Raw genomic sequence first — 23,016 nt, forward strand, 5'->3', positions numbered from 1 at the left:
AGACATGGCTGAACAGAAAACCGCGACCCTGAGCTTTGATGGCAAGAACATCGAGCTGCCGATCTACTCGCCCACGGCGGGACCGGATGTGCTCGATATCCGCAAGCTCTATGCTCAGGGCGATGTGTTCACCTACGACCCGGGCTTCACGTCCACCGCTGCCTGTGACAGCACCATCACCTTCATCGACGGCGCCAAGGGCGAGCTGCTCCATCGCGGCTATCCGATCGATCAGCTGGCCTCCCAGTCGCATTACCTCGAGGTGTGCTACCTGCTGCTCTATGGGGAGCTGCCGACCGCGGCCCAGCTCGAAGATTTCGAAAGCCGTGTGACCAATCACACGATGCTGCACGAGCAGATGATGAACTTCTTCCGCGGCTTCCGTCGTGACGCCCATCCGATGGCGATCATGACCGGTGTCGTGGGCGCGATGTCTGCCTTCTACCATGACAGCACCGACATCTCCGATCCTTGGCAGCGCGAGGTCGCCTCGATCCGCCTGATCGCCAAGATGCCGACCATCGCCGCCTGGGCCTACAAGTATTCGATCGGTCAGCCGTTTGTGTATCCGCGCAACGATCTGGACTATGCGTCGAACTTCCTGCGCATGTGCTTTGCCGTGCCCACCGAAGACTATGTGGTCGACCCGGTGCTCAGCCGCGCCATGGACCGGATCTTTACCCTCCATGCGGATCACGAGCAGAACGCCTCCACCTCGACCGTGCGTCTCGCCTCCTCCTCGGGTGCGAACCCGTTCGCCTGTATCGCGGCGGGCATTGCCTGTCTCTGGGGCCCGGCCCATGGCGGTGCGAACCAGGCCTGCCTCGAAATGCTGCGCGAGATCGGCTCCGTCGACCGGATCCCCGAGTTCATCGCCCGCGCCAAGGACAAGGACGATCCCTTCCGCCTGATGGGCTTTGGCCACCGGGTCTACAAAAACTTCGACCCGCGCGCGAAGGTGATGAAGCAATCCGCAGACGAAGTGCTGGAGCTGCTGGGTGTCGAAAACAACCCGGTTCTGCAGGTCGCCAAGGAGCTCGAGGCCGCGGCCCTCGCCGATCCGTATTTCGCCGACAAGAAGCTCTTCCCGAATGTGGATTTCTATTCCGGCATCATCCTCGAGGCCATGGGTTTCCCGACCTCGATGTTCACGCCGATCTTCGCCCTGTCGCGGACCGTGGGCTGGATCGCCCAGTGGAAAGAGATGATCACCGACCCGGCCTTCAAAATTGGCCGTCCGCGTCAGCTCTACAAGGGTGAAACCCTGCGCGACTATGTGGATGTCGAAAACCGCTGATCCAGCGGAAATCGCCAAGATCTCAGGGCCGTCCTTCGGGGCGGCCCTTTCTGTTTTGTGACATTCCCCAAGACGCAAAAGAGAATTCGTAAAAAAACGGTTAAAAAATAGGCCACAGAGATCGCAATTGGTGCTACGGCTTGAACAGTCGGGTTCCGCGCGCTCATCCGTGGGGTGGCGCTTGACCCGGCGCAATTCCGAAGTCGGGATTGTTCGTGGGAGCAGGCGCGCCTGCTTTCGGCCCCCAATAACGAAAAAACGGAGTCTCAGGGACAGATATGACTAGCAAAATCGTCGTCGGATTGGACGGCAGCAGCTCTGGGGAGCGCGCGCTCGCCTATGCCCAGGGCTTGGCTGGACGTCTGGAGAGTTGCGAGATCATCGTGGCTTTCATCATCGAATGGTCGCCTTACACCTTTCAGACAGCAGAGGAAAACGCGCAGCGGCACAAACGCCGCGAGGAAGAGATCACGACTGCGCAAACCCGGGTGGTTGACCCGGCTGTCGCCACGCTTAGCGATGCAGGCTTTGCCGCGAAGGGCGTCGTGAAACATGGAGATGTGGCAGACCTGCTCGACAAGGTCGCCAAGGCAGAGGGCGCCGAGCAGATCGTCGTCGCCCGCAGCTCGGAAGGCGGCTTCGTCAACCGGGTCTTCGGCACCTCCACCGTGAACCTCGTCCTCCACGCCTCCGTCCCTGTCACTGTCGTCCCGTGAGGAACCCCATCATGAAGACACCTATTCTTGCCCCATTGGCCCTTGCGCTCGGCTCCACGGCCGCGTTTGCGCAAGAGGCAAAATCCATTGACCAGACCGTGAACGAGGCCTTCGCAGCCGTCACTGGTCCCTTTGTGAGTTTGATCTTCGCGCCCTTCCCGGGCACCAGTTTCCCCTGGATCGTGATGTGGCTTGTGATCGCCGCGACCATTTTCACGGTCTATTTCGGCTTCATCCAGCTCAAGGGCTTCGTCCATTCGATCAAGCTGGTGAAGGGCGACTACTCCGATCCCGATGATGCCGGCGAAGTCAGTCACTTCCAAGCCCTGGCCACGGCCCTCTCGGGCACGGTGGGTCTCGGCAACATCGCCGGTGTGGCGGTAGCTGTCGGCATCGGCGGTCCCGGCGCGACCTTCTGGATGATCATGGCCGGCTTGCTCGGCATGGCCTCGAAATTCACCGAATGCACGCTCGGGGTGAAATACCGGAACGAATACCCGGATGGATCGGTCTCCGGCGGCCCGATGTACTACATCTCCAAGGGCTTTGCCGAGAAAGGCGTGCCGGGGGGCAAGTTCCTCGCCGTGCTCTTCTCGATCTTCTGTATCCTCGGTGCGCTTGGCGGCGGGAACATGTTCCAGGCCAACCAGGCCCATGCCCAGATCTCCGGCATTGTTGGCGACTATCCGGGCTGGATCACCGGCATCATCTTCGCGGGCGTCGTCTTCGCAGTGATCGTCGGCGGGATCAAATCCATCGCCAAGGTGACCGAGAAAGTCGTGCCCTTCATGGGCGTGATGTATGTGGCCGTGGCCCTGATCATCCTGCTGGTGAACTTTGACCAGATCGGTTGGGCCTTTGGCCAGATCTTCGCCGGGGCCTTTACCGGACTGGGCGTGGCCGGCGGTATGGTCGGCGCCCTGATCCAGGGCTTCAAGCGCGCCGCCTTCTCGAACGAAGCAGGCGTGGGCTCTGCCGCGATCGCGCACTCCGCGGTGAAAACCAAGGAGCCGATCACCGAGGGCTATGTCTCCCTGCTGGAACCCTTCATCGACACGGTGGTGATCTGCACCATGACCGCGCTGGTGATCACCATCTCCGGTCAGCTGATGATCAACCCCGAAACCGGCCTCTATATGGTCGAGAACGGCACGATCATGACCGTGGATGGCAATTCCGGCGTGGCCCTGACCTCGGCGGCCTTTGCGACCGGCTTCTCCTGGTTCCCCTATGTCCTCGCGATTGCGGTGATCCTCTTCGCCTTCTCGACCATGATCTCCTGGTCCTACTATGGCCTGAAAGCCTGGACCTATCTCTTCGGCGAAGGCGAGACCAAGGAACTGGTCTTCAAGATCATCTTCTGCATCTTCGTGGTGATCGGCGCGGCGGCCAGCCTCGGCCCGGTGATCGACTTCTCCGACGCGGCGATCTTCGCCATGGCGGTGGTCAACATCGCGGCCCTCTATGTGCTGATGCCCATCGTGAAGGCCGAACTCGCCTCCTACCTGGCGCGCCTCGCCTCCGGCGAGATCAAAGAGCATAAGGGCTAAGCCCTCAACACAGGCGGGCCGGTCTCCGGATCGGCCCGCTCCCCCTCATTGTTCCGACAATACTCCGGGGGTGTCGCCGACAGGCGACGGGGGCAGAGCCCCCTCTTTCACAAAAACCGAATGCGCCGCAGGCGCGCTATTGGGTCACCGCTCTTGGATCACCGGAGGGCGTGCTTACTCTGCCGCGACCCGCTTGGGGTTCAGCATCGGCTTGAGGTAGCGCCCCGTATGGCTCTCCGCCACCTCGGCCACCTGCTCGGGTGTGCCAGTGGCCACAACCGTGCCGCCGCCATCGCCCCCTTCCGGGCCGATATCGATGATCCAGTCGGCGGTCTTGATCACGTCGAGATTGTGCTCGATCACAACCACCGTATTGCCCTGCTCCACCAGCTCATGGAGCACTTCGAGCAGCTTGCGCACATCCTCGAAATGCAAACCCGTCGTCGGCTCGTCGAGGATATAGAGCGTCCGACCCGTGGAGCGTTTGGCCAGCTCCTTACTGAGCTTCACCCGCTGCGCCTCCCCGCCCGAGAGCGTGGTCGCCTGCTGTCCCACCTTGATATAGCCGAGCCCGACCCGCATGAGCGCATCCATCTTCTCGCGGATACTCGGCACCGCCTTGAAGAACTCCTGCGCGTCCTCCACCGTCATATCGAGCACATCGGCAATGGACTTGCCCTTGAACTTGATCTCCAGAGTTTCGCGGTTGTAACGCGCGCCCTTGCAGGTCTCGCACTCCACATAGACGTCCGGCAGGAAGTGCATCTCGATCTTGATGACCCCGTCGCCCTGGCACGCCTCGCAGCGCCCGCCCTTGACGTTGAACGAGAACCGGCCGGGCTTGTAGCCCCGGGTCTTGGCCTCGGGCAGGCCCGCGAACCAGTCACGGATCGGGGTGAAGGCCCCGGTATAGGTCGCCGGGTTCGAGCGCGGCGTCCGTCCAATCGGGCGTTGATCAATGTCGATCACCTTGTCCAGATGCTCCAGCCCCTTGATCGTCTCGCAAGGCGCGGGCGTCTGGCGCGCCCCGTTCAGGCGCATGGAGGCGGTCTTGAACAGGGTCTCGATGGTCAGGGTCGACTTGCCCCCGCCCGACACCCCGGTCACGCAGACAAACTTGCCGAGCGGGAAATCCACCGTGACGTTCTGCAGGTTGTTGCCCGTCGCCTTGCGGACGGTGACCTTCTTCTTGTTGCCCTTGCGGCGCGTGGCGGGGACGGCGATCTCGCGCCGCCCGGCCAGATAATCACCGGTCACCGAGGCCGGGTTCGCCATGATCTCCGCCGGGGTGCCATGGGCCACAACCTGCCCGCCATGGACGCCCGCGCCGGGGCCGATATCGAAGACGTAGTCGGCCTCGCGCACGGCCTCTTCATCATGCTCGACCACGATCACCGTGTTCCCCTGATCGCGCAGGTTCTTCAGCGTGGTCAGCAGCCGGTCATTGTCCCGCTGGTGCAGGCCGATCGACGGCTCGTCGAGCACATAGAGCACCCCGGTCAGGCCCGAGCCGATCTGGCTCGCGAGCCGGATCCGTTGGCTTTCGCCCCCAGAGAGCGTCCCGGCATTCCGGCTGAGCGTCAGGTATTCGAGGCCCACGTTGTTGAGGAAGCCAAGCCGCTCGCGGATCTCTTTCAGGATCGCGCGGGCAATCTCGTTCTTCTGCGTCGTCAGAGTCTCGGGCACCGATTGGCACCACTCATAGGCCTCGCGGATCGACATCTCGACCACCTGCCCCACGTGGAGCCCGGCGATCTTGACCGCCAGCGCTTCGGGCCGCAGGCGGTAGCCGCCGCAATCCCCGCAGGAGCGGTTGTTCTGGTAGCGCTCGAACTCCTCGCGGATCCAGCTGGAATCTGTCTCGCGATAGCGCCGCTCCATATTCGGGATCACGCCCTCAAAGGTGCGCGAGACCTGATAGACACGACCCCCTTCGTCATAGCGGAACGCGATCTCCTCATCTCCCGAGCCGCGCAGGAAGACCGATTGCACCTTGACGGGCAGGTCCTTCCACGGGGTCTTGGGATCGAAATCGTAATGCTTGGCGATGGCATCGATGGTCTGCAGGAAATAGGGCGACTTCCCCTTGCGCCATGGTGCCAGCGCCCCATCGGCGAGCTTGAGCGTGGCGTCGGGCACCACGAGCCGCTCGTCAAAGAAGAGCTCCACACCAAGACCATCGCAAGACGGACAAGCCCCAAAGGGCGCGTTGAAGGAAAACAGGCGCGGCTCGATCTCGGGGATCGTGAAACCAGAAACCGGGCAGGCGAATTTTTCGGAGAAGGTATGCCGCTCCGGATCGCCCTCTTTCGGCGCAGTCTCCAGAACCGCGATCCCATCGGCCAGATCGAGCGCCGTGCGCAGGCTGTCGGCCAGCCGGGTCTCGATCCCCTCTTTCACCACGATCCGATCGACCACCACGTCGATATCATGGCGGAACTTCTTGTCCAGGGTCGGCGGGGTGTCGAGGTCGTGGAACTCCCCATCGACCTTCACCCGCTGGAACCCCTGCTTGCGCAGCTCAAGGAATTCCTTGCGGTACTCGCCCTTGCGGTCCCGCACGATGGGCGCCAGCAGATAGGCCCGCGTCCCCTCCTCTAGGGTCATGATCCGGTCGACCATGTCCTGCACCTGCTGTGCCTCGATGGGCAGCCCAGTGGCGGGGCTATAGGGCGTCCCGACGCGCGCGAAGAGCAGACGCATATAGTCATAAATCTCGGTCACCGTGCCGACGGTCGAACGCGGGTTTTTCGAGGTGGTCTTCTGCTCGATGGAGATCGCCGGGCTGAGCCCCGAGATGTGATCCACATCCGGCTTTTCCATCATGTCGAGAAACTGGCGCGCATAGGCGCTCAGGCTCTCCACGTAGCGGCGCTGGCCCTCGGCATAGATCGTGTCAAAGGCCAGGCTCGACTTGCCCGATCCCGACAGACCGGTGATGACGACCAGCTCATCCCGGGGGATATCCACATCGATGGATTTCAGATTGTGCTCGCGCGCGCCGCGCACCTCGATCTTCTTCAGCTCGGGCATGGGGGCCTCTTGTTAACCGCTCCGTAAGAGATAGGCGCTCGGGGCTGAGTCTCCAACCGAAAAAAGCGAACGAAGGGGGAACAGGCGAAGACGGGGCGGATCAGCCCTCCGCCCGCCGCCGCAAAGCGAGCAGCCCATGGGCCGTTGCCCCGAAACACAGCACCACGCCAAGCGTGATCAGCATGGCGGAGTAGCCGAAGGCGGTCGAGATTGCGAAGAGGACCGGCGTGCCCAGCGTGTTGCCGATATTGCCGGTCTGCGCCATCGCCCCATTGGACAGGATCCGTCCCTCCGCACTCGGGTTCAGGTCCGGAACCGAGGCAAAGCTGGCGCCCTGCACCAGCCCGAGGCAGGCGGCAAAGATCAGACAGAGGACAGGATCGCCGGGAAAAAGGATCAGAGAGACTGCGCAGAGCGCGGAGCTGACAAAGCCGATCTGGATGACCGAAACCGGCGAGAGACGCCGCAGCAGCCAGACACCGAGGCTGAGCGAGGCGATGATGCTCACGAGCGGCATGGCCCCGATCAGGAAGGTGCGCTGCGCCGGGTCGAGATAGGGCGGGAGCAGCGTCAGAAGGCTCACGAAACAGAAGGTATAAAAGAGCCACCCCGCCGCCGGAGCCCCGAGGCGCGGGCTGCGGTAGATTTGCAGGTGCTTGGCCCAGAGCGCGCCGAAATCCGGCCGCCGCCAGAGCGGCCCGTCCGCAACCGGCTCTTTCGGGACGGCCAGCCCGATGGCCAGCGCCGCCGCCGCCATGACGAGCCCATGCGCCGCAAAGAGCGATGGCACGCCGAACCGGGCGACCAGCGGCAGTCCCAGCCAGGTCAGAATGGCGAAGGCCACGCCGAAAAACGTCCCCCAAAGGGTCAGCGTCACGCCGCGATCTTTCGTGGCGCTGAGGCTCGCGATCAGGGTCGGTGCGGCAACAACAATGGCCAGATGGGATAGGCCTTCGAAGACCCGGCTCACGAGGAACAGCCAGAGCGGGGGTGCCAGCGCCTGCAGGAGGGAGACCGCCGCCCCGAGCCAGAGCCCCCAGACCAGCGCCCGCCGCACGGTCAGACGCGCCACGACCACGCCCGCGGTCACGCCCAGCACGATGCCCACACTGCCCACCAGCGACACCGCCCAGCCGAGTAAGGCGCCAGCCTCCGGGAAAAGCTGCGGCAGTTGGTCGAAGACGACGCTGACCTTGCCATATTGCGCCGCGGCACCGAGACCGGCGGCCCAAAGCAGAAAGACCAGAGGCCAGTTTGTCTGTGCGCTTGGTTGGGACATAGGGGGGCGCTATCGCGCGGGACCGGCCATCGCAAGCGCGAAACGCCGCTGGATCAGATCGCGGCAGGAAAAAGGGCGCGGGTGGTCCGCGCCCTGTCGTTCAACACGCTCGGTGTCGCTGGCTTACGACCTGCGCTTGAAACCCAGAGCGACGAGCCCGGTCAGCAGCAAGAGCCCCCCGGCCGGAAGCGGGATCGGCGTCATACCGCCCAGATCCACGATCCGGATATTATCCAGCGCAGCACCGGCGGCCGCTGCCCCAGAGGTGTCAGAAAAGCTCAGGAGCAGGGACTCCGCCTCTGCCGTGAAAGACAGCTTCTTCTCCTCCCAGGTGAAGGCCGAGGCGCTCTCACCCGCGACCCGCGTATAGGTAAAGCTGTCCGTGGTCTGGCCGATCGCCACATTCGCCGACCTCGTAGAGCCCCCGACAAAGAAGTTGCCGCCCATATCGAAGATCAACTCATAGTCATTGCCGACCGTGAACCCGTCCACAGTCTGCTGAATGGTGCCAGGCCGCACGCCGTTGAGGTCCAGGCTCTGCTCGCCCTCGGAGGGCGCCCAGGTGGGGCTACGGATGATCTCGACATTGCCCGAGGTCACAGTCCAGCCCGGCATCGGATTGGCCGGAACGGAATAGACATTCACGGTGGTTTTCGGGTCTTCAAACCCCCCATTGGTCACAGAAACGGCTTGGGCCTGCAGCGCGGAAAGGAGCAAAAGCAGCGCGGCAAAGGCGTACTTATAAAGGGACACGTGACAACCTCCATCGTTCAAAAACTGGTGAATTCTTGAACAGGGGAGCGCATCCGTCAAGCAAAGCAGGCACAGCCCGCTGAGACGCGCCTGCGTGAAAACAGTTTCCGTCTTCGCATCACAGCGATCACGCTGCGGAACCAATCCTCAGAAATGCAAAGCGCGCCCATAGGCGTCGAGTACCGATTCGTGCATCATTTCGCTGAGCGTCGGATGGGGGAAGACCGTCGCCATCAGGTCCGCCTCGGTGGTCTCGAGCTGCCGCCCGACCACATAGCCCTGGATGAGCTCGGTCACCTCGGCGCCGACCATATGCGCCCCCAGAAGTTCACCGGTCTTGGCATCGAACACGGTTTTGATCATCCCCTCAGGCTCCCCCAGGGCGATGGCCTTGCCATTGCCGATGAAGGGAAAGCGCCCGACCTTGATGTCATGCCCGGCTTCGCGGGCCTTGGCCTCGGTCAGGCCGACACTGGCGATCTGCGGATGGCAATAGGTACAGCCTGCGATGCTCTCGGGGCTGACCGGATGCACATCCGCCGCGCCCGCGATCAGCTCGGCCACCATCACGCCTTCATGGCTGGCCTTGTGGGCGAGCCAGGGCGCCCCGGCCACGTCACCGATTGCATAGATGCCGTCCACCCCGGTCCGGCAATAGGGGTCGGTCACCACATGGCTGCGGTCGATCTTCACCCCGAGCGCCTCGAGCCCCAGATCCTCGGTATTCCCGACGATGCCCACAGCGGAGATCACCGTGTCGAACTGGCTCTGGCTGGTCTTGCCGCCCTGCTCGATATGGGCGGTAACGCTGCCCTTGCCACGGTCGAGCTTGGCGACTTTGGCCTTCTCGAGGATGGTCATGCCCTGAGCCTTGAACTGCTTCTTGGCGAAGGCGCTGATCTCGGCATCCTCCACGGGCAGGATGCGGTCCATCACCTCGACCACAGTCGTCTCGCACCCCAGCGTGTTGTAAAAGCTCGCAAATTCGATCCCGATCGCGCCGGAGCCGATCACCAGCAGCTTCTTGGGCATGCGCGGCGGGGTAAGCGCGTGTTTGTAGGTCCAGACCAGATCGCCATCGGCCTCCAGCCCCGGCAGCTCGCGCGCCCGTGCGCCCGTGGCCAGCACGATGTTGGGCGCGCTCAGTGTGCGGGTGCCGCTCTCGGTGGCAACCTCGACCCGCCCCTTGGCCGCGATCTTCGCCGCTCCCATCACGACGGTGACCTTGTTCTTCTTCATCAGATGGCTGACGCCGGAATTGAGCTGCTTTGCGATGCCCCGGCTGCGCTTGACCACAGCCTCGAGGTCGTAGCCGATCCCGTCTGCCTTCAGCCCGAACTCCTTGGCGCGGTGCATGAGGTGGAACACCTCCGAGGAGCGCAACATGGCCTTGGTCGGAATGCAGCCCCAGTTCAGGCAAATCCCGCCCATATGCTCACGCTCGACAATCGCCGTGCGCAATCCGAGCTGGGCCGCGCGAATGGCGGCCACATAGCCCCCCGGTCCGGCGCCGATCACCACTAGGTCGAATGCATCATCTGCCATTTTATCCCCCCAAGCGCCTTGCCGCTGTCCTGCGGCGACGTTGTGCTAGTCTTTATGTCTTGGCTGTTACTGGGCCGCTGCCGCATCCTCGGCCTCGATCGCGCGCACGGTGCTGCCATAGCCCCCCTCGTCGAGATAGCTGGCTTCGCGCCGCGTGGTTTCACGCCCGAGCGCTTCGTTGCGATAGGGAAACCGGCCAAACTGGCGGATCACCCGACGATGGGCCCGCGCATGGAGCAGGTTGGAAGCACCACATTCGGGCATCCGTTCGGCAATCAGGCGCACACTCCGCTCCTGATCCGGCAGGGATTCCGCGTGCATCATCGGCAGGTAAAAGAACTGCCGCTCCGGCTCCGGGATCCGGAGATCCCAGGACCGCTCCACCGCTTTTTTCGCCGCCCTCACCGCGATCGCATCGGTCGCAAAGGACCGCGCATCGCCGCGAAACATGTTGCGCGGGAACTGGTCCGTCAGAAACAGGTAAGCCAGCGTGCCGCGCGGGGTTACGCACCAATCGGTCAGACCGCCCTGCTCGGCGGCCTCCCAGCTGGTTTGAAACTTCGCCGTGATCTGCGCGTCCAGCTCGGGGTCGACCTTGTACCAGCCCGCCTCGCCGACCGTGGTCAGCCAGAAATCCAAAACCGCCTTCGGTGTCTGCATCGATCCCTCCCCCGATCGGACTGCGCCCCCTATTAGTGAGGGGAAACTCCAACGGATTCAATCCACATGCGCGGATCGGGGGCGAGATACCGGATCAGCTTGCGGCCATGGCACTGTCTTCGGCAGCCTCTTCCGCCGCTTCCTCGGCGGCTTCGGCGGCCGCCTCCTGGAAGACGGCGACCGAAACCGGGGAGGCTGCGGGCACTGCTGCAAGGTAAACGCCGGAGTCCTCGACCGAGCCAGCCGGACGGCGGGTCATGCGCCAGGCCGCATAGGCGGCCAGTGCGGCCATGAGCCCGAAGATGAAAACGAAGAACCCCTCGGGCCCAACCTGCCCCATGAGCCAACCGGTGAAGAGCGGTCCCGCCACCGCGCCGAGGCCATTGGCAAAGACCAGTCGTCCGGCGGCGGCGGGCATGTCCGCGGCATCGAGGTAATCGTTGGTGTAAGCGATCAAGAGCGCGTAGAGCGGATTGGCCGTGCCCCCGATCAGGAAGCTCGCCGCCAGGAGGCCGTAATACCCGCCAATCCCCAAGGCCGCGAGCACAGCGCCCCCGGCCCCGAAGGCCGAAACCAGCAGGATCAACAGCCGCCGATCCGCCCGGTCCGAGATCCAGCCGATGGGGAATTGCAGGACCATCCCACCGAGATATACGGCGGCCACGAAGGTCGAGATCTGCCCGATGGTCAGCCCGGCCTCGGTGCCATAGACCGAGGCCATGCCGAAGAGCGCGGAGTAGATGCCGCCCATCATCACCATCCCCACCAGCCCCAGGGGCGAGGCGCGAAACACCTCGACAAAGCTCATGGGCTTGGCGGTCTCGAAGGCCGGCGCCGGCGTCACCGTGAGAAGGATCGGAGCAAAGGAGATCGACACGAGGATCGACGGCAGGATGAAGAGCAGGAAACCAGACGGATCCCCAAGGCTCACGAACCACTGGGCCGCCACGATCCCCGCAGTCAGGATCACGCCATAGATCGCCATCGCGCTGCCCCGCGTCTCATTGGTCGAGGCGTTGTTGAGCCAGCTTTCGGCGGTCACATAAACCCCAGCGAAACAGAACCCGACCAGCACCCGCAGCGCGGTCCAGATCCACGGGTCGGTGAAGACCGGAAAGAGGATGAGCGCCGCGGAGATGAACGAGCCCAGGGCGGCGAAAACCCGCACATGTCCCACCCGCCGGATCATCGCCGGGGTCATGGAGGATCCACCCAGAAACCCCGCGAAGTAGCCGGTCATGACCACGGACATCTGCAGGGCGGAGAACCCCTCCAACGCGCCGCGCAGACCGAGCACGGTCGCAATGATCCCGTTGCCCCCCATCAGGAGGAAAATCCCAAAGAGAAGCGCCCAAGAGGAGCGGAAAACCTGTATCATAGCAAAGCCTTAGAGCGTGTTTCTCATCACGTAGCGAATCCGTCGGATCCGCGCATGTCCGTCACCGACTCGGTCATGTCGCAGCCAGCCCTTGGCGGGAAATGGCGTGCCGCACCCGGGCGCTGTACCCGGACATTTCTGCCGGGCGCAAGAAGATCGGACGGGGGGAAAGTGGCGCGGTTGACGGGGCTCGAACCCGCGACCCCCGGCGTGACAGGCCGGTACTCTAACCAACTGAGCTACAACCGCGCGTAGCGGCGGATCTAGGGGGTTTGGCGCGGGGCGTCAATGGCAAAAAACACCGATCTGCACCCGTATTTCCCCGGTCTGCCAACTGTCGGCGTTTTGTCGGACATCTGTCGGGCAAGTGTCGGGCACCTGCGTACGCTCCGTTAAGCTTTTGCGCGCTCTGCACGGCCGGAAGCCCCTTGGCATCTACGCGGATTTACGGGCACACTCCCCCAAGCCGCGCCAAGGAGCCACGTGCCACTTGAGCGAGACCAACGACGCCGCCCGCGCCTTCGCCGCCGCCAAGATCGAGATCGCCCGCGTCATTGCTGCCGAGGAAACAGAACTCGACTTTAACAATGACCGGTTCCGCGCGTTACGGGAGATCCCCGAGGAGATCACTGAGGTCCGCAACCTTCGACGTCTTGACCTCAGCAACACGCAGGTCGCGGACATCTCCCCCTTCGCCGGGATCACCGGGCTGCGGAACCTCGACCTCCGCTACACACAGGTTGCGGACATCGCTTCCCTCGCCGGGATCACCGGGTTGAAAACCCTCCTCCTCAGCGGCACGCGGGTCGCAGACATCGATCCCCTCGCCGAGATCACCGGGCTGCAGAACCTCTACCTCATGAGCACGCAGGTTGCTGACATCGCGCCGCTCGCCGGGACCACCGGGCTGCAGAGCCTCGCCCTCGACAAAACGCAAGTCAGCGACTTGCGGGTGCTTGCGGGACACCAATTTTTGATCCCGAAAGAGGGCGCGACTTCGTATTTAGGCCTTCGATTTGCAGGCACTGCGGCGACGGATATGGACCCGGAGCTGCGCCGTCTTGCGGCCGTGGGAAATGCACGGAAGCGGACCGCGGAGACCTTGGCCTATTTGCACAGCTTGCCGCCACTGCCGGAGCCTTTGCCATGGCGGGCGCCGGAGAAAGCCGCTCCGTCACCGCTGCCTGATCCGCCGGATGTGCCGGGCGTTCCCGAGGTCCGGGTCAGTCCGGAGGGTGTCGATGTCGCGCCGGGCTCGACGACTGAAGCGGACCTGTCGGATCCGATCAAGGCGCAGCTTTATGCGCAGTTGGGCGGCTTTGCGGAGGCGTTGCTTCAAAAGGGCAACCGGTATCCAGAGCTGTCGCACCCAGCGCGGGCACTGCGGGAGTTGACCTCTGGTCCTTTCGAGACCGCGAGTATTCTCGGCATCCACCTACAACTCTCCGCGCTGGAGGAAATTCGCGCAGAAGATGCCAACCGCCCCAAGGCGGAGCAAATGGATCCCGATTGCCGCCTAGCCATCGGACAGGTGCTCCGCCATGGGCCGGGGATCACCGTGGGGCATCCGGAAGTCGTTTTGATGGAGGCCCGCAATGCCGAGTTTGCCGGCAAGCCTGTGCCGGAGGTGGAGGCAGAAAGCGAACGCCGTTTGGCCCGGACGGTTGCCGATGCGCAGGTTCCTGCAACTGACACTGCGCAGCAGGTGGCCGGGGCTCTGACCGCCTCGCAGTCGAAAGGGCGGCTGTCGCAGGCGCGAAAGCTGTTTGTGCAGGGGCTCGTGGCGGGCGTGGGCGCTCTGGTGGTCGGCAGTTTGAACCAAGCGGGCGCGGATGGGTATCAATGGGCGGCTGATTGGATCAGCGCCAACAAAGATGCGATCTGGACCGCTGCGCAGGGCTGGGGCAGTGCATTCATCTCCTGGGTTCGGGACCTTTTGACGACGGTGCTGGGTCCCAAAGGGCCGGGCGGGACGTTGCTTTAGCGAGGGCAAACAGCCTATGGCAGTCGCGTCGCTTTGTCCGGTCAAGGGTCGAAGGAGGAGAAGTGGCGCGGTTGACGGGGCTCGAACCCGCGACCCCCGGCGTGACAGGCCGGTACTCTAACCAACTGAGCTACAACCGCGCGTGACGGTGTGTTTAGGCAGGCGCGTCGGGGACGTCAAGCGGATCGGGGGCGGATAATTGCAGAAGTCGCATTTTCTCTGCTCGGAGGGTCTGCCGCTCGAACGCACCGCGTGCAGGCAGGGCCTTGGGCCCTGCCCTCCGGGCTTCGCGGCTGGGCGCGGGGTCTGCTGAGGCCCTCTCGGAATGGGCTGGCTGGTGCGGCGCGCGCTGTCTCTCGCCCCGCGAGACAGGCGCCCCTCCCTTAGGGGCGCCACCGATCCCTAGGGCGTGCCGAAACCGCCGCCCCCGGGCGTGCACATTGCGAAGATGTCGCCCGGTTGCAGCACTGCCTGATCGTTCCCGCCCAGCGCGACGTGCTGACCATCTGCGCGTTTCACCGCGTTCTGACCCACCTGTCCTGCGCTGCCGCCGCGCGCGCCATGGGGGGCCGTTTCGCGGTGGGAGGACAGGACAGTAACCGTCGCCTCCTCAAGAAAACGCAGCTGACGGCAGATCCCGTCCCCGCCGCGATGGGTCCCCGCCCCGCCGGAGCCGCGGCGGATCGAGAACTCCTCGAGCCGCACGGGGAAGCGGGTTTCGAGCACCTCCGGGTCGGTCATGCGGGTGTTGGTCATATGGCTGTGCACCGCACTCGTGCCGTCAAAGCCCGCCCCGGCGCCGGTGCCGCCGCAGATCGTCTCGTAGTTCTGGAAGCGCGCATTGCCGTAGACGAAATTGTTCATGGTGCCCTGCGATCCGGCCACCACGCCCAGCGCGCCATAGAGCGCATCGGCAATCGCCTGGCTGACCTCCGTATTGCCGGAGATCACGGCGGCGGGCGCGCGCGGATTGATCATGGAGCCTTCGGGCACGATCAGGCGCAGGGGTTTCAGGCAGCCCTCGTTCATCGGGATGTCGCTGCCCACCAGGGTGCGGAAGACATAGAGGACCACGGCCCGGCAGATCGCCAGCGGCGCGTTATAGTTCAGGGGCGACTGGTCCGAGGTGCCGGTGAAGTCGATCAGCGCGGACCGCGCCGCGTGGTCGACGGAGATTGCCACCTGGATCTGCGCACCGCCATCGAGCGGATAGGTGAACTCGCAGTCCCGCAGGACATCGAGGACACGGCGGACGCTCTCTTCGGCATTGTCCTGCACATGGCCCATATAGGCCTGCACGGTCTGGAGGCCGAACTGCCCCGTGATCTTGCGCAGCTCGGACGCGCCGGTCTCGTTGGCGGCGATCTGGGCGGCGAGATCGGCCATGTTCTGATCCACGTTGCGGCAGGGATAGGGGCCGGAGGCCAGCAGGGTCCGGACGGCCTTCTCCTGCAAGACGCCCTGATCCACGAGGCGGACATTTTCGATGAGCACGCCTTCCTCGGAGATATGGCGGCTGTCGGGCGGGGCGGAGCCCGGGGTCTTGCCGCCGATATCCGCGTGGTGCCCGCGGGAGGCGACCGTATAGAGGATCTCGGCCCCGGCCGCGTCAAAGACCGGGGTGATCACTGTCACGTCCGGCAAATGGGTCCCGCCGTTATAGGGGTTGTTCATCATGAACACGTCGCTGGGCCGGATCCGCCCTGCATTCTGGCGCAGGATCGTGCGGACGCTTTCAGACATGGAGCCGAGATGCACGGGCACATGGGGGGCGTTGGCCACCAGATCGCCGTTTTGGTCGAAGATCGCGCAGGAGAAGTCGAAGCGCTCCTTGATGTTCACCGAATAGGCGGTGTTGGCGAGGGTCGCGCCCATCTGCTCGGCGATGGACATGAAGAGGTTGTTGAAGACTTCAAGCATCACCGGATCGACGGACGTGCCGATGGCTTCGGCCCGGGCCAGCGGCACCTCGCGGGTCAGGACCAGATTGCCCCCGGCGAGACAGGTCGCGGTCCAACCGGGCTCGACCATGTTCGTGCCCGTGGGCTCGGTGAGGATCGCGGGGCCGGTGACGCTTTGGCCCGGGCGGAGGCGTGTGCGGTCCACCAGCGGCACGTCCCGGCGGGCGCCTTCGGTATAGAGCGGCACGTGTATTTCGTTGAGGGGCATGGGAGCGGCGTCCGGCAGGGTCACGTCTTCGCCGGTCTTGCCCACAGCCTCGACCACCAGCATCTCGATGATCAGATCCGAGGTCTCCGGCGCAAAGCCAAAACGTTGCTGATGGGCCTGGGTGAAGGCCGTACGCATCCCCTCCGGCGGCCCGAAGGGCACGGCGAGGCTCTGCTGCGCGTCGGCGGGTCGGATATGGGCGGTGGAGACCACATGGATCTCGTCCCCGGACACGCCCTGAGCGGCAACTTCCGCCCGGGCAGCCTCCGAGAGCGCGGCGATGCGCGCGACCGCCTCCGGGTCGCTGAGCGCCCCCTGAAACTGATGCTCCCGCATGGCGGAGATATCGGCGAGCCCCATCCCGAAGGCGGAGAGCACCCCGGCATAGGGATGGATGAAGATCCGCTCCATCCCCAGTGCGTCGGCCACGAGGCAGGCATGCTGTCCCCCGGCCCCGCCAAAGCAGTTCATCGTGTACTGGGTCACATCATAGCCGCGCTGCACGCTGATCTTCTTGATCGCGTTGGCCATGTTCTCGACCGCGATGCGCAGGAAGCCCTCGGCAAGCTCCTCGACACTCTTGTCAGTGCCGATCTCGGCGGCGAGTGCCATGAACTTGGCGCGCACCACGTCCCGGTCCAGGGGCTGGTCCCCGTTCGGGCCAAAGACCGGGGGGAAGTGATCGGGCTGCAACTTGCCGAGCAGCACGTTGCAATCGGTCACGGTGAGCGGCCCGCCCCGGCGGTAGGCGGCGGGTCCTGGGTTGGCGCCCGCGCTTTCCGGGCCGACCTGCATCCTTCCGTCCCGGTAGCTGAGGATGGACCCACCCCCGGCGGCGACCGTATGGATCGACATCATCGGCGCGCGCATCCGCACGCCCGCGACTTCGGTCTCAAAGGACCGCTCATAGGCCCCCGCGTAGTGGCAGACATCCGTGGAGGTCCCGCCCATGTCAAAGCCGATCAGCTTGTCATAGCCGCAGGCCGCCGCCGTCCGTACCATGCCGACCACACCCCCGGCAGGGCCCGACAGGATCGCGTCGCGCCCCTGAAAGAGCGCCGCATCGGTCAGGCCTCCATTCGATTGCATGAACATGAGCTGCGCCGCCCCGTCGCTGCCCGCGCCCAGCGCGCCTGCGACCTGATCCACATAGCGGCGCAGGATCGGCGAGAGATAGGCATCGACCACAGCGGTATCGCCACGTCCCACAAGCTTGATCAGGGGGCTGACCTCATGACTGAGGGAGACCTGGGGGAAGCCGATATCCCGGGCGATCTCGCCGATGGCCTTCTCATGGTCCGGATGGCGATAGCTGTGCATGAGCGCCACCGCGACGGAGCGGTAGCCTTCCCCGTGGGCCTGCGCCAGCGCGGCACGGGTGGCGTCCGTATCGAGCGGGGTGATGACCTCCCCCTCGGCGCCAATGCGCTCCTCAACCTCGATCACGTCATCATAGAGCAACTCGGGCAGCGTGATCTGCAGATCAAAGAGCCGGGGCCGGTTTTGATACCCGATCCGCAAGAGATCCCGCAGACCCTTGGTGATCAAGAGAAGCGTGCGCTCGCCCTTCCGCTCCAACAGAGCGTTGGTGGCCACGGTCGTGCCCATCTTCACCGCCTGGATCGCCCCCTCGGGGATCGGATCCTCTGCACCGAGCCCCATGAGCTCGCGCACCCCCTGGACGGCGGCGTCCGCATAGCGCTCCGGGTTTTCGGAGAGCAGTTTATGCGTCTGCAGCGCTCCATCCGGGCGGCGCGCCACGATATCGGTGAAGGTTCCCCCCCGGTCCACCCAAAACTGCCACATGGCAAAGCTCCTCTATGTGCCGGCAGCGCCGGCAGTCATTCCGTGTTGAAGTGTGAAAAGGGTTGCGCTGCGTCAGTAGACGAGTGACGGCAACCACAGGGCCAATTGCGGGAACAAGAGCAAGAGCGCGAGCATGACGAACATGGTCACCACGAAGGGCAGCGCCCCCCGGATCACATCGATCATCGGCCCGGCCTTGCGGATCCCCTGCACCACGTAAAGGTTGATCCCGATGGGCGGTGTGATCAGCGCGGTCTCCAAGAGGACCATCAGCAGGATCCCGAACCAGACCGGATCAAAGCCCAGCGCCACCACGATGGGCGTGATCAGCGGCGCCATGGTGAGCAGCATCGACAGTGTTTCCATGAAGCAGCCGATCAGGATCAGAACCGCGACGATCATCAGCATGGTCTGCATCGGGCTCCAGCCGAGGCCGGTGACGAAATCCGTCAGCGCCTGGGTGAGGCCGATGATCGACAGGACGAAGTTGAGGAAAACCGCCGCGATGATGATCAGCATGATCATGGCCGTGGTCCGCATGGTCCCCTCGATGGCCTGGCGCATCATGTCGAGGCTGAGCTTGCGGTTGAAGGCCGCGAGCACCATGGCCGCCACCACGCCCAACGCGGCCGCCTCGGTCGGGGTGGCAAGCCCGGCATAGATCGAGCCGACCACCACCATGAAGATCCCCAGAGGCGGGATGAGCGCCGGAAGGGCCCGGAACCGCTCGGCCCATGTGTGGCGCAGTTTCTCACCGCCCCATTCGGGCTTGATCATGCAGGCCACGACCACGGTGGCCATGAAGAGCAGCGCCAGAAGGAAGCCCGGCAGGAACCCCGCGAGGTAGAGCTCGGGCACGGAGGTGTTGGTCAGCAGCCCATAGAGGATCAGGTTGATCGAGGGCGGGATCAGGATGCCCAGCGTGCCCCCGGCCGCGACGGTGCCGAGAAAGAGGCTCTCATTATAGCCGCGCTTCTTGATTTGCGGGACAGCGACAGTGCCAATCGTGGCCGCCGTGGCCACGGAGGAGCCGGAGGTCGCCGCAAAGAGCGCGGAGCTGCCGATATTGGAGTGCATCAGCCCCCCGGGCAGCCAGCCCAGCCATTTGACGATGCCGTCATACATCCGTTCGGTGATGCCGGCGCGGAGCAGGATCTCCCCCATCATGACGAACATCGGGATGGCGACCAGCAGGAAGTCGGTAGAGGTCTGCCAGGCCATGTCCGAGATCGCCCGGTGCAGTGGCATGGGACTGTCGGTCCATTGCAGGATCAGGCCAAGCCAGCCCAGCGAAGCCGCAATGGGGACGGCCAACCCAATGAGGGCCAGCAGGATAAGAAGCGTTTTCAGGAGCATCGGGTCAGACCGTTTCGTCTTCGATTTGTTCGTCGAGGGATTTCACGCCGATCAGTTCCTGCACCCCGGCCTCGTCGCCGAGAAAGTACTGACGGATGGCCACAAGGGCGATCAGCAGACCGGAGAAGACAAAGAACATCCAGCCGAGCATCCAGGGGATCTGCGGGATCGCGAGGGGCACGCGCATGGGCGTGATCGAGCGGGAGCCGTTGTCGAGCGTGTCGCCCACCATGCTCCAGACCATCACCACAACCACAAGCGCGAAGCCCGTGAGCAGGAGTAGCCCCAGCAGGTTGATCAGCGGATGCAGCACCTTGGGGATCACCCCCAAGAGGGCATCGACACGGATATGGGCGCGCTCGAAGAGGGCAAAGGACAGCGCGAGGGCCGTGGCCACCCCGAAGGCATAGCCCGAGATCTCATCCGCGCCTCCGAGGGAGACATTGAAGAGCTTGCGCAGGAAGACCTCCAGCGTGACCAGAAAGGCCGAGAGCACGATCAGCGATCCGCCGATCCAGGTCAGCACGAGGCTCAGCCTGCGTGTGCCGTTAAGAAGCGTATCAAGCATGGGGGAATTCCTTCGGATCGGTCCCGGGGCGGTGCGACCCGCCCCGGGCGATGGGCTTACTTGGCGGCGGCGGTCAGGCCGAGGATCGGACCCACGGTCTCGTTCCAATTGGCAGCGCAATCCTCGCCACAGCGCTCGGCCCAGCGGGCCAGCACCACATCCGTGGCAATCGTGTCGCGCAGGGCGAGATCCTCAGCCGAGGGCTCAACCAGGGTCATGGCGCCCGGCTCACCCACGTCGCAGGCCCCGCCGGTGATGCAGGAGATGGCCACGTCATCCTCGGTGGCGGTCTCGGCCCACATCGCGTCCGTCAGCGTCGCGATCTCGGTCTGCAGCAGGGCCTGCTGATCCGCCGAGAGGCTGTTCCACTTGTCCATGTTCATCGCCCCAAAGGCGAGTCCCCAGCCCACGCGCAGGGTATAGGCATGGGTCGCGACCTGATTCCACTTGGCCGTGTAGGCGGACATGGTCCCGGTGATCGCGCAATCCACAACGCCCTTTTCCAGCGCCGGGATCACTTCGGAGAAGGCCACGGTCACGGAGGTCCCGCCGACACCCTCGACGAAATCGCCCAGCGTGGTGGAATAGACGCGGATCTTCTTGCCATCGAGATCGGCGATGCCGTTCACCTCGCCATTGCACCAGAGCGTTTGGCTCGGGAACGGATAGAGCATCAGCAGCTTGGCGTTGTAGATATCCGCGAAGGCTGCCTCGAGCGTCGGGAAATAGGCGTCGGAGACCTTACGCTGGGTGTCGATATCCTGCGTCAGGGAAGACAGATCCGCCCCCTCGAAGATCGCGTTCTCGGCGGCCACATAGCCCGGCAGGCCGAAGGCGAAATCAAAGACACCGTTCTTGACCAGACGCATGATCTCGAACCCTTTCAGGCCAAGCCCGGACTGGGACTGGATCTTGCCGACGATATTGCCGCCCGAAGCTTCGTTGAGGCGCTGGTTGAAGAAGGGCTCTTCGTGTTTCTGGTAATTCGTCAGGCTGGACCAGGTGCCCACGGCATTGAGGACCACGGGGCTGTCGGCCATGGCTGCGCTGGCGGTGAGGGCCAGGGCGCCAAGGGTTGTTGCAAGTGTTTTCATGGGGTCTGTCTCCTGTTGGATTTTTGTTTGGGTGTCAGGGTTGGGCCGAGAAAATCGGGGTCTCGGCGTCATCGGCGATATCGGTGATGAGCATATGCCCGGGTTTGTGGGTGATGCAGATCTCGGGGCGGGCATGCATGATCGCGGCCTGAGGCGTGACCCCGCAGGCCCAGAAGACCGGCGTGGTGCCGGGCGCCTCCGGGGCCGGATCGCCCCAGTCAGGGCGGGAGAGATCGGCGATGCCGATCTCGGCGGGATCGCCCATATGGACCGGGCCGCCATGGGCCAGCGGGAAGCGGCGCGAGATCGCGACCACCTCGTCCAGCCGGTCGTTTGGGATCCGGCGCATGCTGACCACCATGGGGCCTTGGAACGGGCCCGCCGGGACGGTCTGGATATTGCTGGCAAACATCGGAACGGTGGTGTTCTGCGCGATGTGCCAGAGGTCGAAGCCCGCCTCCTGCAGCGCATGCTCGAAGGTGAAGGAACACCCCAAGGCGAAGGTCACGAAATCGTCCCGCCAATGGGCGTTCAGGTCATGGACCGTCTCGGCGAGCCCCCCGTCGCGATAGACGTAATAGGCGGGCACATCCGTGCGCACATCGATATCCGCGCCCAGGGTTGTCAGCATCGGATTGCCCGTATCCGACACCCCCACCAGCGGGCAGGGTTTCGGGTTGCGCTGGCAAAACCGCATGAAGTCCAGCGCGAGCGCCTCGGGCAGGATCGCAAGGTTCGCCTGCAGGGTCTTGCCCCCCAATCCGGCCGTGTGCCCGCGATAGGCACAGGTCCGGATCTGGGCGCGCATCTGCGCGGTTGTTACCGATTTCAGGGGTTCAAAATCTTGCGGCACGGTCGAATCCTCATGGTTCCGGCTACGATCCGCGCAAGGTCTCATAAAATCAAATCCAAATATTTTGGATCAATCCATAGAGATTTTTTATATCTCTGCCCGCGCGATCTGCTGCGCCATGCCGGCAGCGGCCTCCACCAGATGGTTGCGCGGCTCGCTCAGATAGGAGGCGGAAAAGCGCAAAGGCGCCGGCACCCAGCCCGGGTCGAACTGCACCAGCCGCCCCTCTGCGAGAGAGGATGCGGCCAGGGACACGGGCAACGCGCCAACGCAGAGCCCGGCTTCGACCAGCCGGAAACAGGAGGAGAGCGACGAGGAAGGAAAGAGCGAGACTTCGGGGCCGAAGCGTTCGAACATCGCCTCGCGCAACTCCCTGTAAGGGCGCGTGTTTTTCGCATAGGTTGCGATCGGGATCTGGGCGAGATCCACCGGGGCCGCGGGGTCCGGATCTGCCCCCGGGGCGCGGAACCAGGACAGCGGCACGTCGGGCAGAACCGCATTGTCCACCGTGTAATCCGAAATCGGACCAAGCAGGATCGCAAGGTCAATCTCGCGGCCCATCAACTGCTGGCGCAGGTTCAGAGAGATATCGACCGAGATCTCGACCCGCAGCTTGGGATAGGTGCTGCGCAGGGCGCCGACGAAATCCGGTAGCCAGCTTTGGGCGATGGTTTCCGAGACCCCAAGGCGCAAAAGCTGCTCCACCGCATGGGCATCGACCACGCGCTCCTCCACGAGATTGGTCAGATGCTGGAACTGCTGCGCGTAATGGACCAGCAGGTCGCCCCGCTGGGTCAGGCGCATGCCTTTTGCGTTGCGCTCAAATAGCTCGGTGCCCAGGGTCTCCTCCAGCGCCTTGATCCGCGATGTAACCGCAGGCTGGGTCAGATGCAGCGCATCGGCGGCCTTGCTGACGCTGTGATACTGGGCGACGGCGAGGAAGGTCTGGAGATGGTCGAGCTTCAGGCGGCGCAT

The 23,016-nt window shown here is 64.1% G+C and carries 16 protein-coding genes and 2 tRNA genes; 4 read left to right on the forward strand and 14 right to left on the reverse strand.

Going from position 1 to position 23,016, the window contains the following annotated elements:
• Positions 1–4 precede the first annotated feature (4 nt).
• From gltA to ACP153_RS07900, 3 genes are all read left to right on the forward strand, one after another.
• Entirely contained in the window at positions 5–1,297 is a 1,293-nt protein-coding gene (gene gltA, locus ACP153_RS07890; RefSeq protein ID WP_424970429.1) for a citrate synthase, read from the forward strand.
• A 278-nt stretch (positions 1,298–1,575) separates the two neighbouring features.
• Positions 1,576–2,013: a universal stress protein gene (locus ACP153_RS07895; protein WP_424970430.1), complete on the forward strand. Its 438-nt coding sequence runs from the start codon at positions 1,576–1,578 to the stop codon at positions 2,011–2,013.
• Positions 2,014–2,024: 11 nt separating this feature from the next.
• Positions 2,025–3,563, forward strand: coding sequence for an alanine/glycine:cation symporter family protein (locus tag ACP153_RS07900; protein WP_424970431.1), 1,539 nt, complete (start codon positions 2,025–2,027; stop codon positions 3,561–3,563).
• 174 nt (positions 3,564–3,737) lie between these two features.
• Here the strand turns inward: ACP153_RS07900 and uvrA are convergent, their stop codons facing one another.
• The 7 genes from uvrA to ACP153_RS07935 all read right to left on the reverse strand — a co-directional run bounded on the left by uvrA (position 3,738) and on the right by ACP153_RS07935 (position 12,460).
• Entirely contained in the window at positions 3,738–6,596 is a 2,859-nt protein-coding gene (gene uvrA, locus ACP153_RS07905; RefSeq protein WP_424970432.1) for an excinuclease ABC subunit UvrA, read from the reverse strand.
• Between the two features lie 100 nt (positions 6,597–6,696).
• Positions 6,697–7,875 (reverse strand): MFS transporter, encoded by a 1,179-nt coding sequence (locus tag ACP153_RS07910; RefSeq protein ID WP_424970433.1) that lies wholly within the window; start codon positions 7,873–7,875, stop codon positions 6,697–6,699.
• Positions 7,876–7,998: 123 nt separating this feature from the next.
• Positions 7,999–8,628 (reverse strand): choice-of-anchor C family protein, encoded by a 630-nt coding sequence (locus ACP153_RS07915; protein WP_424970434.1) that lies wholly within the window; start codon positions 8,626–8,628, stop codon positions 7,999–8,001.
• A gap of 147 nt (positions 8,629–8,775) precedes the next feature.
• On the reverse strand, positions 8,776–10,173 hold the full coding sequence (gene lpdA, locus ACP153_RS07920) for a dihydrolipoyl dehydrogenase (RefSeq protein ID WP_424970435.1): 1,398 nt from the start codon (positions 10,171–10,173) through the stop codon (positions 8,776–8,778).
• 66 nt (positions 10,174–10,239) lie between these two features.
• Complete coding sequence (locus ACP153_RS07925; RefSeq protein ID WP_424970437.1) at positions 10,240–10,833, reverse strand: DUF924 family protein; 594 nt, start codon at positions 10,831–10,833, stop codon at positions 10,240–10,242.
• Between the two features lie 94 nt (positions 10,834–10,927).
• Positions 10,928–12,211 (reverse strand): MFS transporter, encoded by a 1,284-nt coding sequence (locus ACP153_RS07930; protein ID WP_424970438.1) that lies wholly within the window; start codon positions 12,209–12,211, stop codon positions 10,928–10,930.
• Between the two features lie 172 nt (positions 12,212–12,383).
• Positions 12,384–12,460, reverse strand: a tRNA-Asp gene (locus ACP153_RS07935).
• A 151-nt stretch (positions 12,461–12,611) separates the two neighbouring features.
• Between ACP153_RS07935 and ACP153_RS07940 the strand changes: the two genes are divergently transcribed.
• Positions 12,612–14,195 carry a leucine-rich repeat domain-containing protein gene (locus tag ACP153_RS07940; protein WP_424970439.1) on the forward strand — a complete coding sequence of 528 codons (1,584 nt, stop codon included), beginning with the start codon at positions 12,612–12,614 and terminating at the stop codon, positions 14,193–14,195.
• A gap of 63 nt (positions 14,196–14,258) precedes the next feature.
• On the opposite strand, the gene ACP153_RS07945 is transcribed toward ACP153_RS07940, so the two are convergent.
• From ACP153_RS07945 to ACP153_RS07975, 7 genes are all read right to left on the reverse strand, one after another.
• Positions 14,259–14,335 (reverse strand) — tRNA-Asp (locus ACP153_RS07945).
• 262 nt (positions 14,336–14,597) lie between these two features.
• Complete coding sequence (locus ACP153_RS07950; protein ID WP_424970440.1) at positions 14,598–18,170, reverse strand: hydantoinase B/oxoprolinase family protein; 3,573 nt, start codon at positions 18,168–18,170, stop codon at positions 14,598–14,600.
• 72 nt (positions 18,171–18,242) lie between these two features.
• A complete protein-coding gene (locus ACP153_RS07955) occupies positions 18,243–19,526 on the reverse strand; it encodes a TRAP transporter large permease (protein ID WP_424970441.1) in 1,284 nt (427 codons plus the stop codon).
• A 4-nt stretch (positions 19,527–19,530) separates the two neighbouring features.
• Positions 19,531–20,094: a TRAP transporter small permease subunit gene (locus tag ACP153_RS07960; RefSeq protein ID WP_424970442.1), complete on the reverse strand. Its 564-nt coding sequence runs from the start codon at positions 20,092–20,094 to the stop codon at positions 19,531–19,533.
• A 56-nt stretch (positions 20,095–20,150) separates the two neighbouring features.
• Entirely contained in the window at positions 20,151–21,188 is a 1,038-nt protein-coding gene (locus ACP153_RS07965; RefSeq protein ID WP_424970443.1) for a TRAP transporter substrate-binding protein, read from the reverse strand.
• A gap of 34 nt (positions 21,189–21,222) precedes the next feature.
• The gene (locus tag ACP153_RS07970; RefSeq protein ID WP_424970444.1) at positions 21,223–22,041 is read right to left on the reverse strand and encodes a putative hydro-lyase; all 819 of its coding nucleotides are present in this window, start codon (positions 22,039–22,041) and stop codon (positions 21,223–21,225) included.
• An 87-nt stretch (positions 22,042–22,128) separates the two neighbouring features.
• Entirely contained in the window at positions 22,129–23,016 is an 888-nt protein-coding gene (locus ACP153_RS07975; RefSeq protein ID WP_424970445.1) for a LysR family transcriptional regulator, read from the reverse strand.

Origin of the sequence: Dinoroseobacter sp. S76 (genome assembly GCF_049801095.1) — a bacterium.
Taxonomy (GTDB): Bacteria; Pseudomonadota; Alphaproteobacteria; order Rhodobacterales; family Rhodobacteraceae; genus Dinoroseobacter.

What these genes read in the sequence shown, in the direction of transcription:
- gltA (WP_424970429.1), top strand. Translation starts at nt 5, where the DNA reads ATGGCTGAACAGAAAACCGCGACCCTGAGCTTTGATGGCAAGAACATC.
- ACP153_RS07895 (WP_424970430.1), top strand. Translation starts at nt 1,576, where the DNA reads ATGACTAGCAAAATCGTCGTCGGATTGGACGGCAGCAGCTCTGGGGAG.
- ACP153_RS07900 (WP_424970431.1), top strand. Translation starts at nt 2,025, where the DNA reads ATGAAGACACCTATTCTTGCCCCATTGGCCCTTGCGCTCGGCTCCACG.
- uvrA (WP_424970432.1), bottom strand. Translation starts at nt 6,596, where the DNA reads ATGCCCGAGCTGAAGAAGATCGAGGTGCGCGGCGCGCGCGAGCACAAT.
- ACP153_RS07910 (WP_424970433.1), bottom strand. Translation starts at nt 7,875, where the DNA reads ATGTCCCAACCAAGCGCACAGACAAACTGGCCTCTGGTCTTTCTGCTT.
- lpdA (WP_424970435.1), bottom strand. Translation starts at nt 10,173, where the DNA reads ATGGCAGATGATGCATTCGACCTAGTGGTGATCGGCGCCGGACCGGGG.
- ACP153_RS07925 (WP_424970437.1), bottom strand. Translation starts at nt 10,833, where the DNA reads ATGCAGACACCGAAGGCGGTTTTGGATTTCTGGCTGACCACGGTCGGC.
- ACP153_RS07930 (WP_424970438.1), bottom strand. Translation starts at nt 12,211, where the DNA reads ATGATACAGGTTTTCCGCTCCTCTTGGGCGCTTCTCTTTGGGATTTTC.
- ACP153_RS07950 (WP_424970440.1), bottom strand. Translation starts at nt 18,170, where the DNA reads ATGTGGCAGTTTTGGGTGGACCGGGGGGGAACCTTCACCGATATCGTG.
- ACP153_RS07955 (WP_424970441.1), bottom strand. Translation starts at nt 19,526, where the DNA reads ATGCTCCTGAAAACGCTTCTTATCCTGCTGGCCCTCATTGGGTTGGCC.
- ACP153_RS07960 (WP_424970442.1), bottom strand. Translation starts at nt 20,094, where the DNA reads ATGCTTGATACGCTTCTTAACGGCACACGCAGGCTGAGCCTCGTGCTG.
- ACP153_RS07965 (WP_424970443.1), bottom strand. Translation starts at nt 21,188, where the DNA reads ATGAAAACACTTGCAACAACCCTTGGCGCCCTGGCCCTCACCGCCAGC.
- ACP153_RS07975 (WP_424970445.1), bottom strand. Translation starts at nt 23,016, where the DNA reads ATGCGCCGCCTGAAGCTCGACCATCTCCAGACCTTCCTCGCCGTCGCC.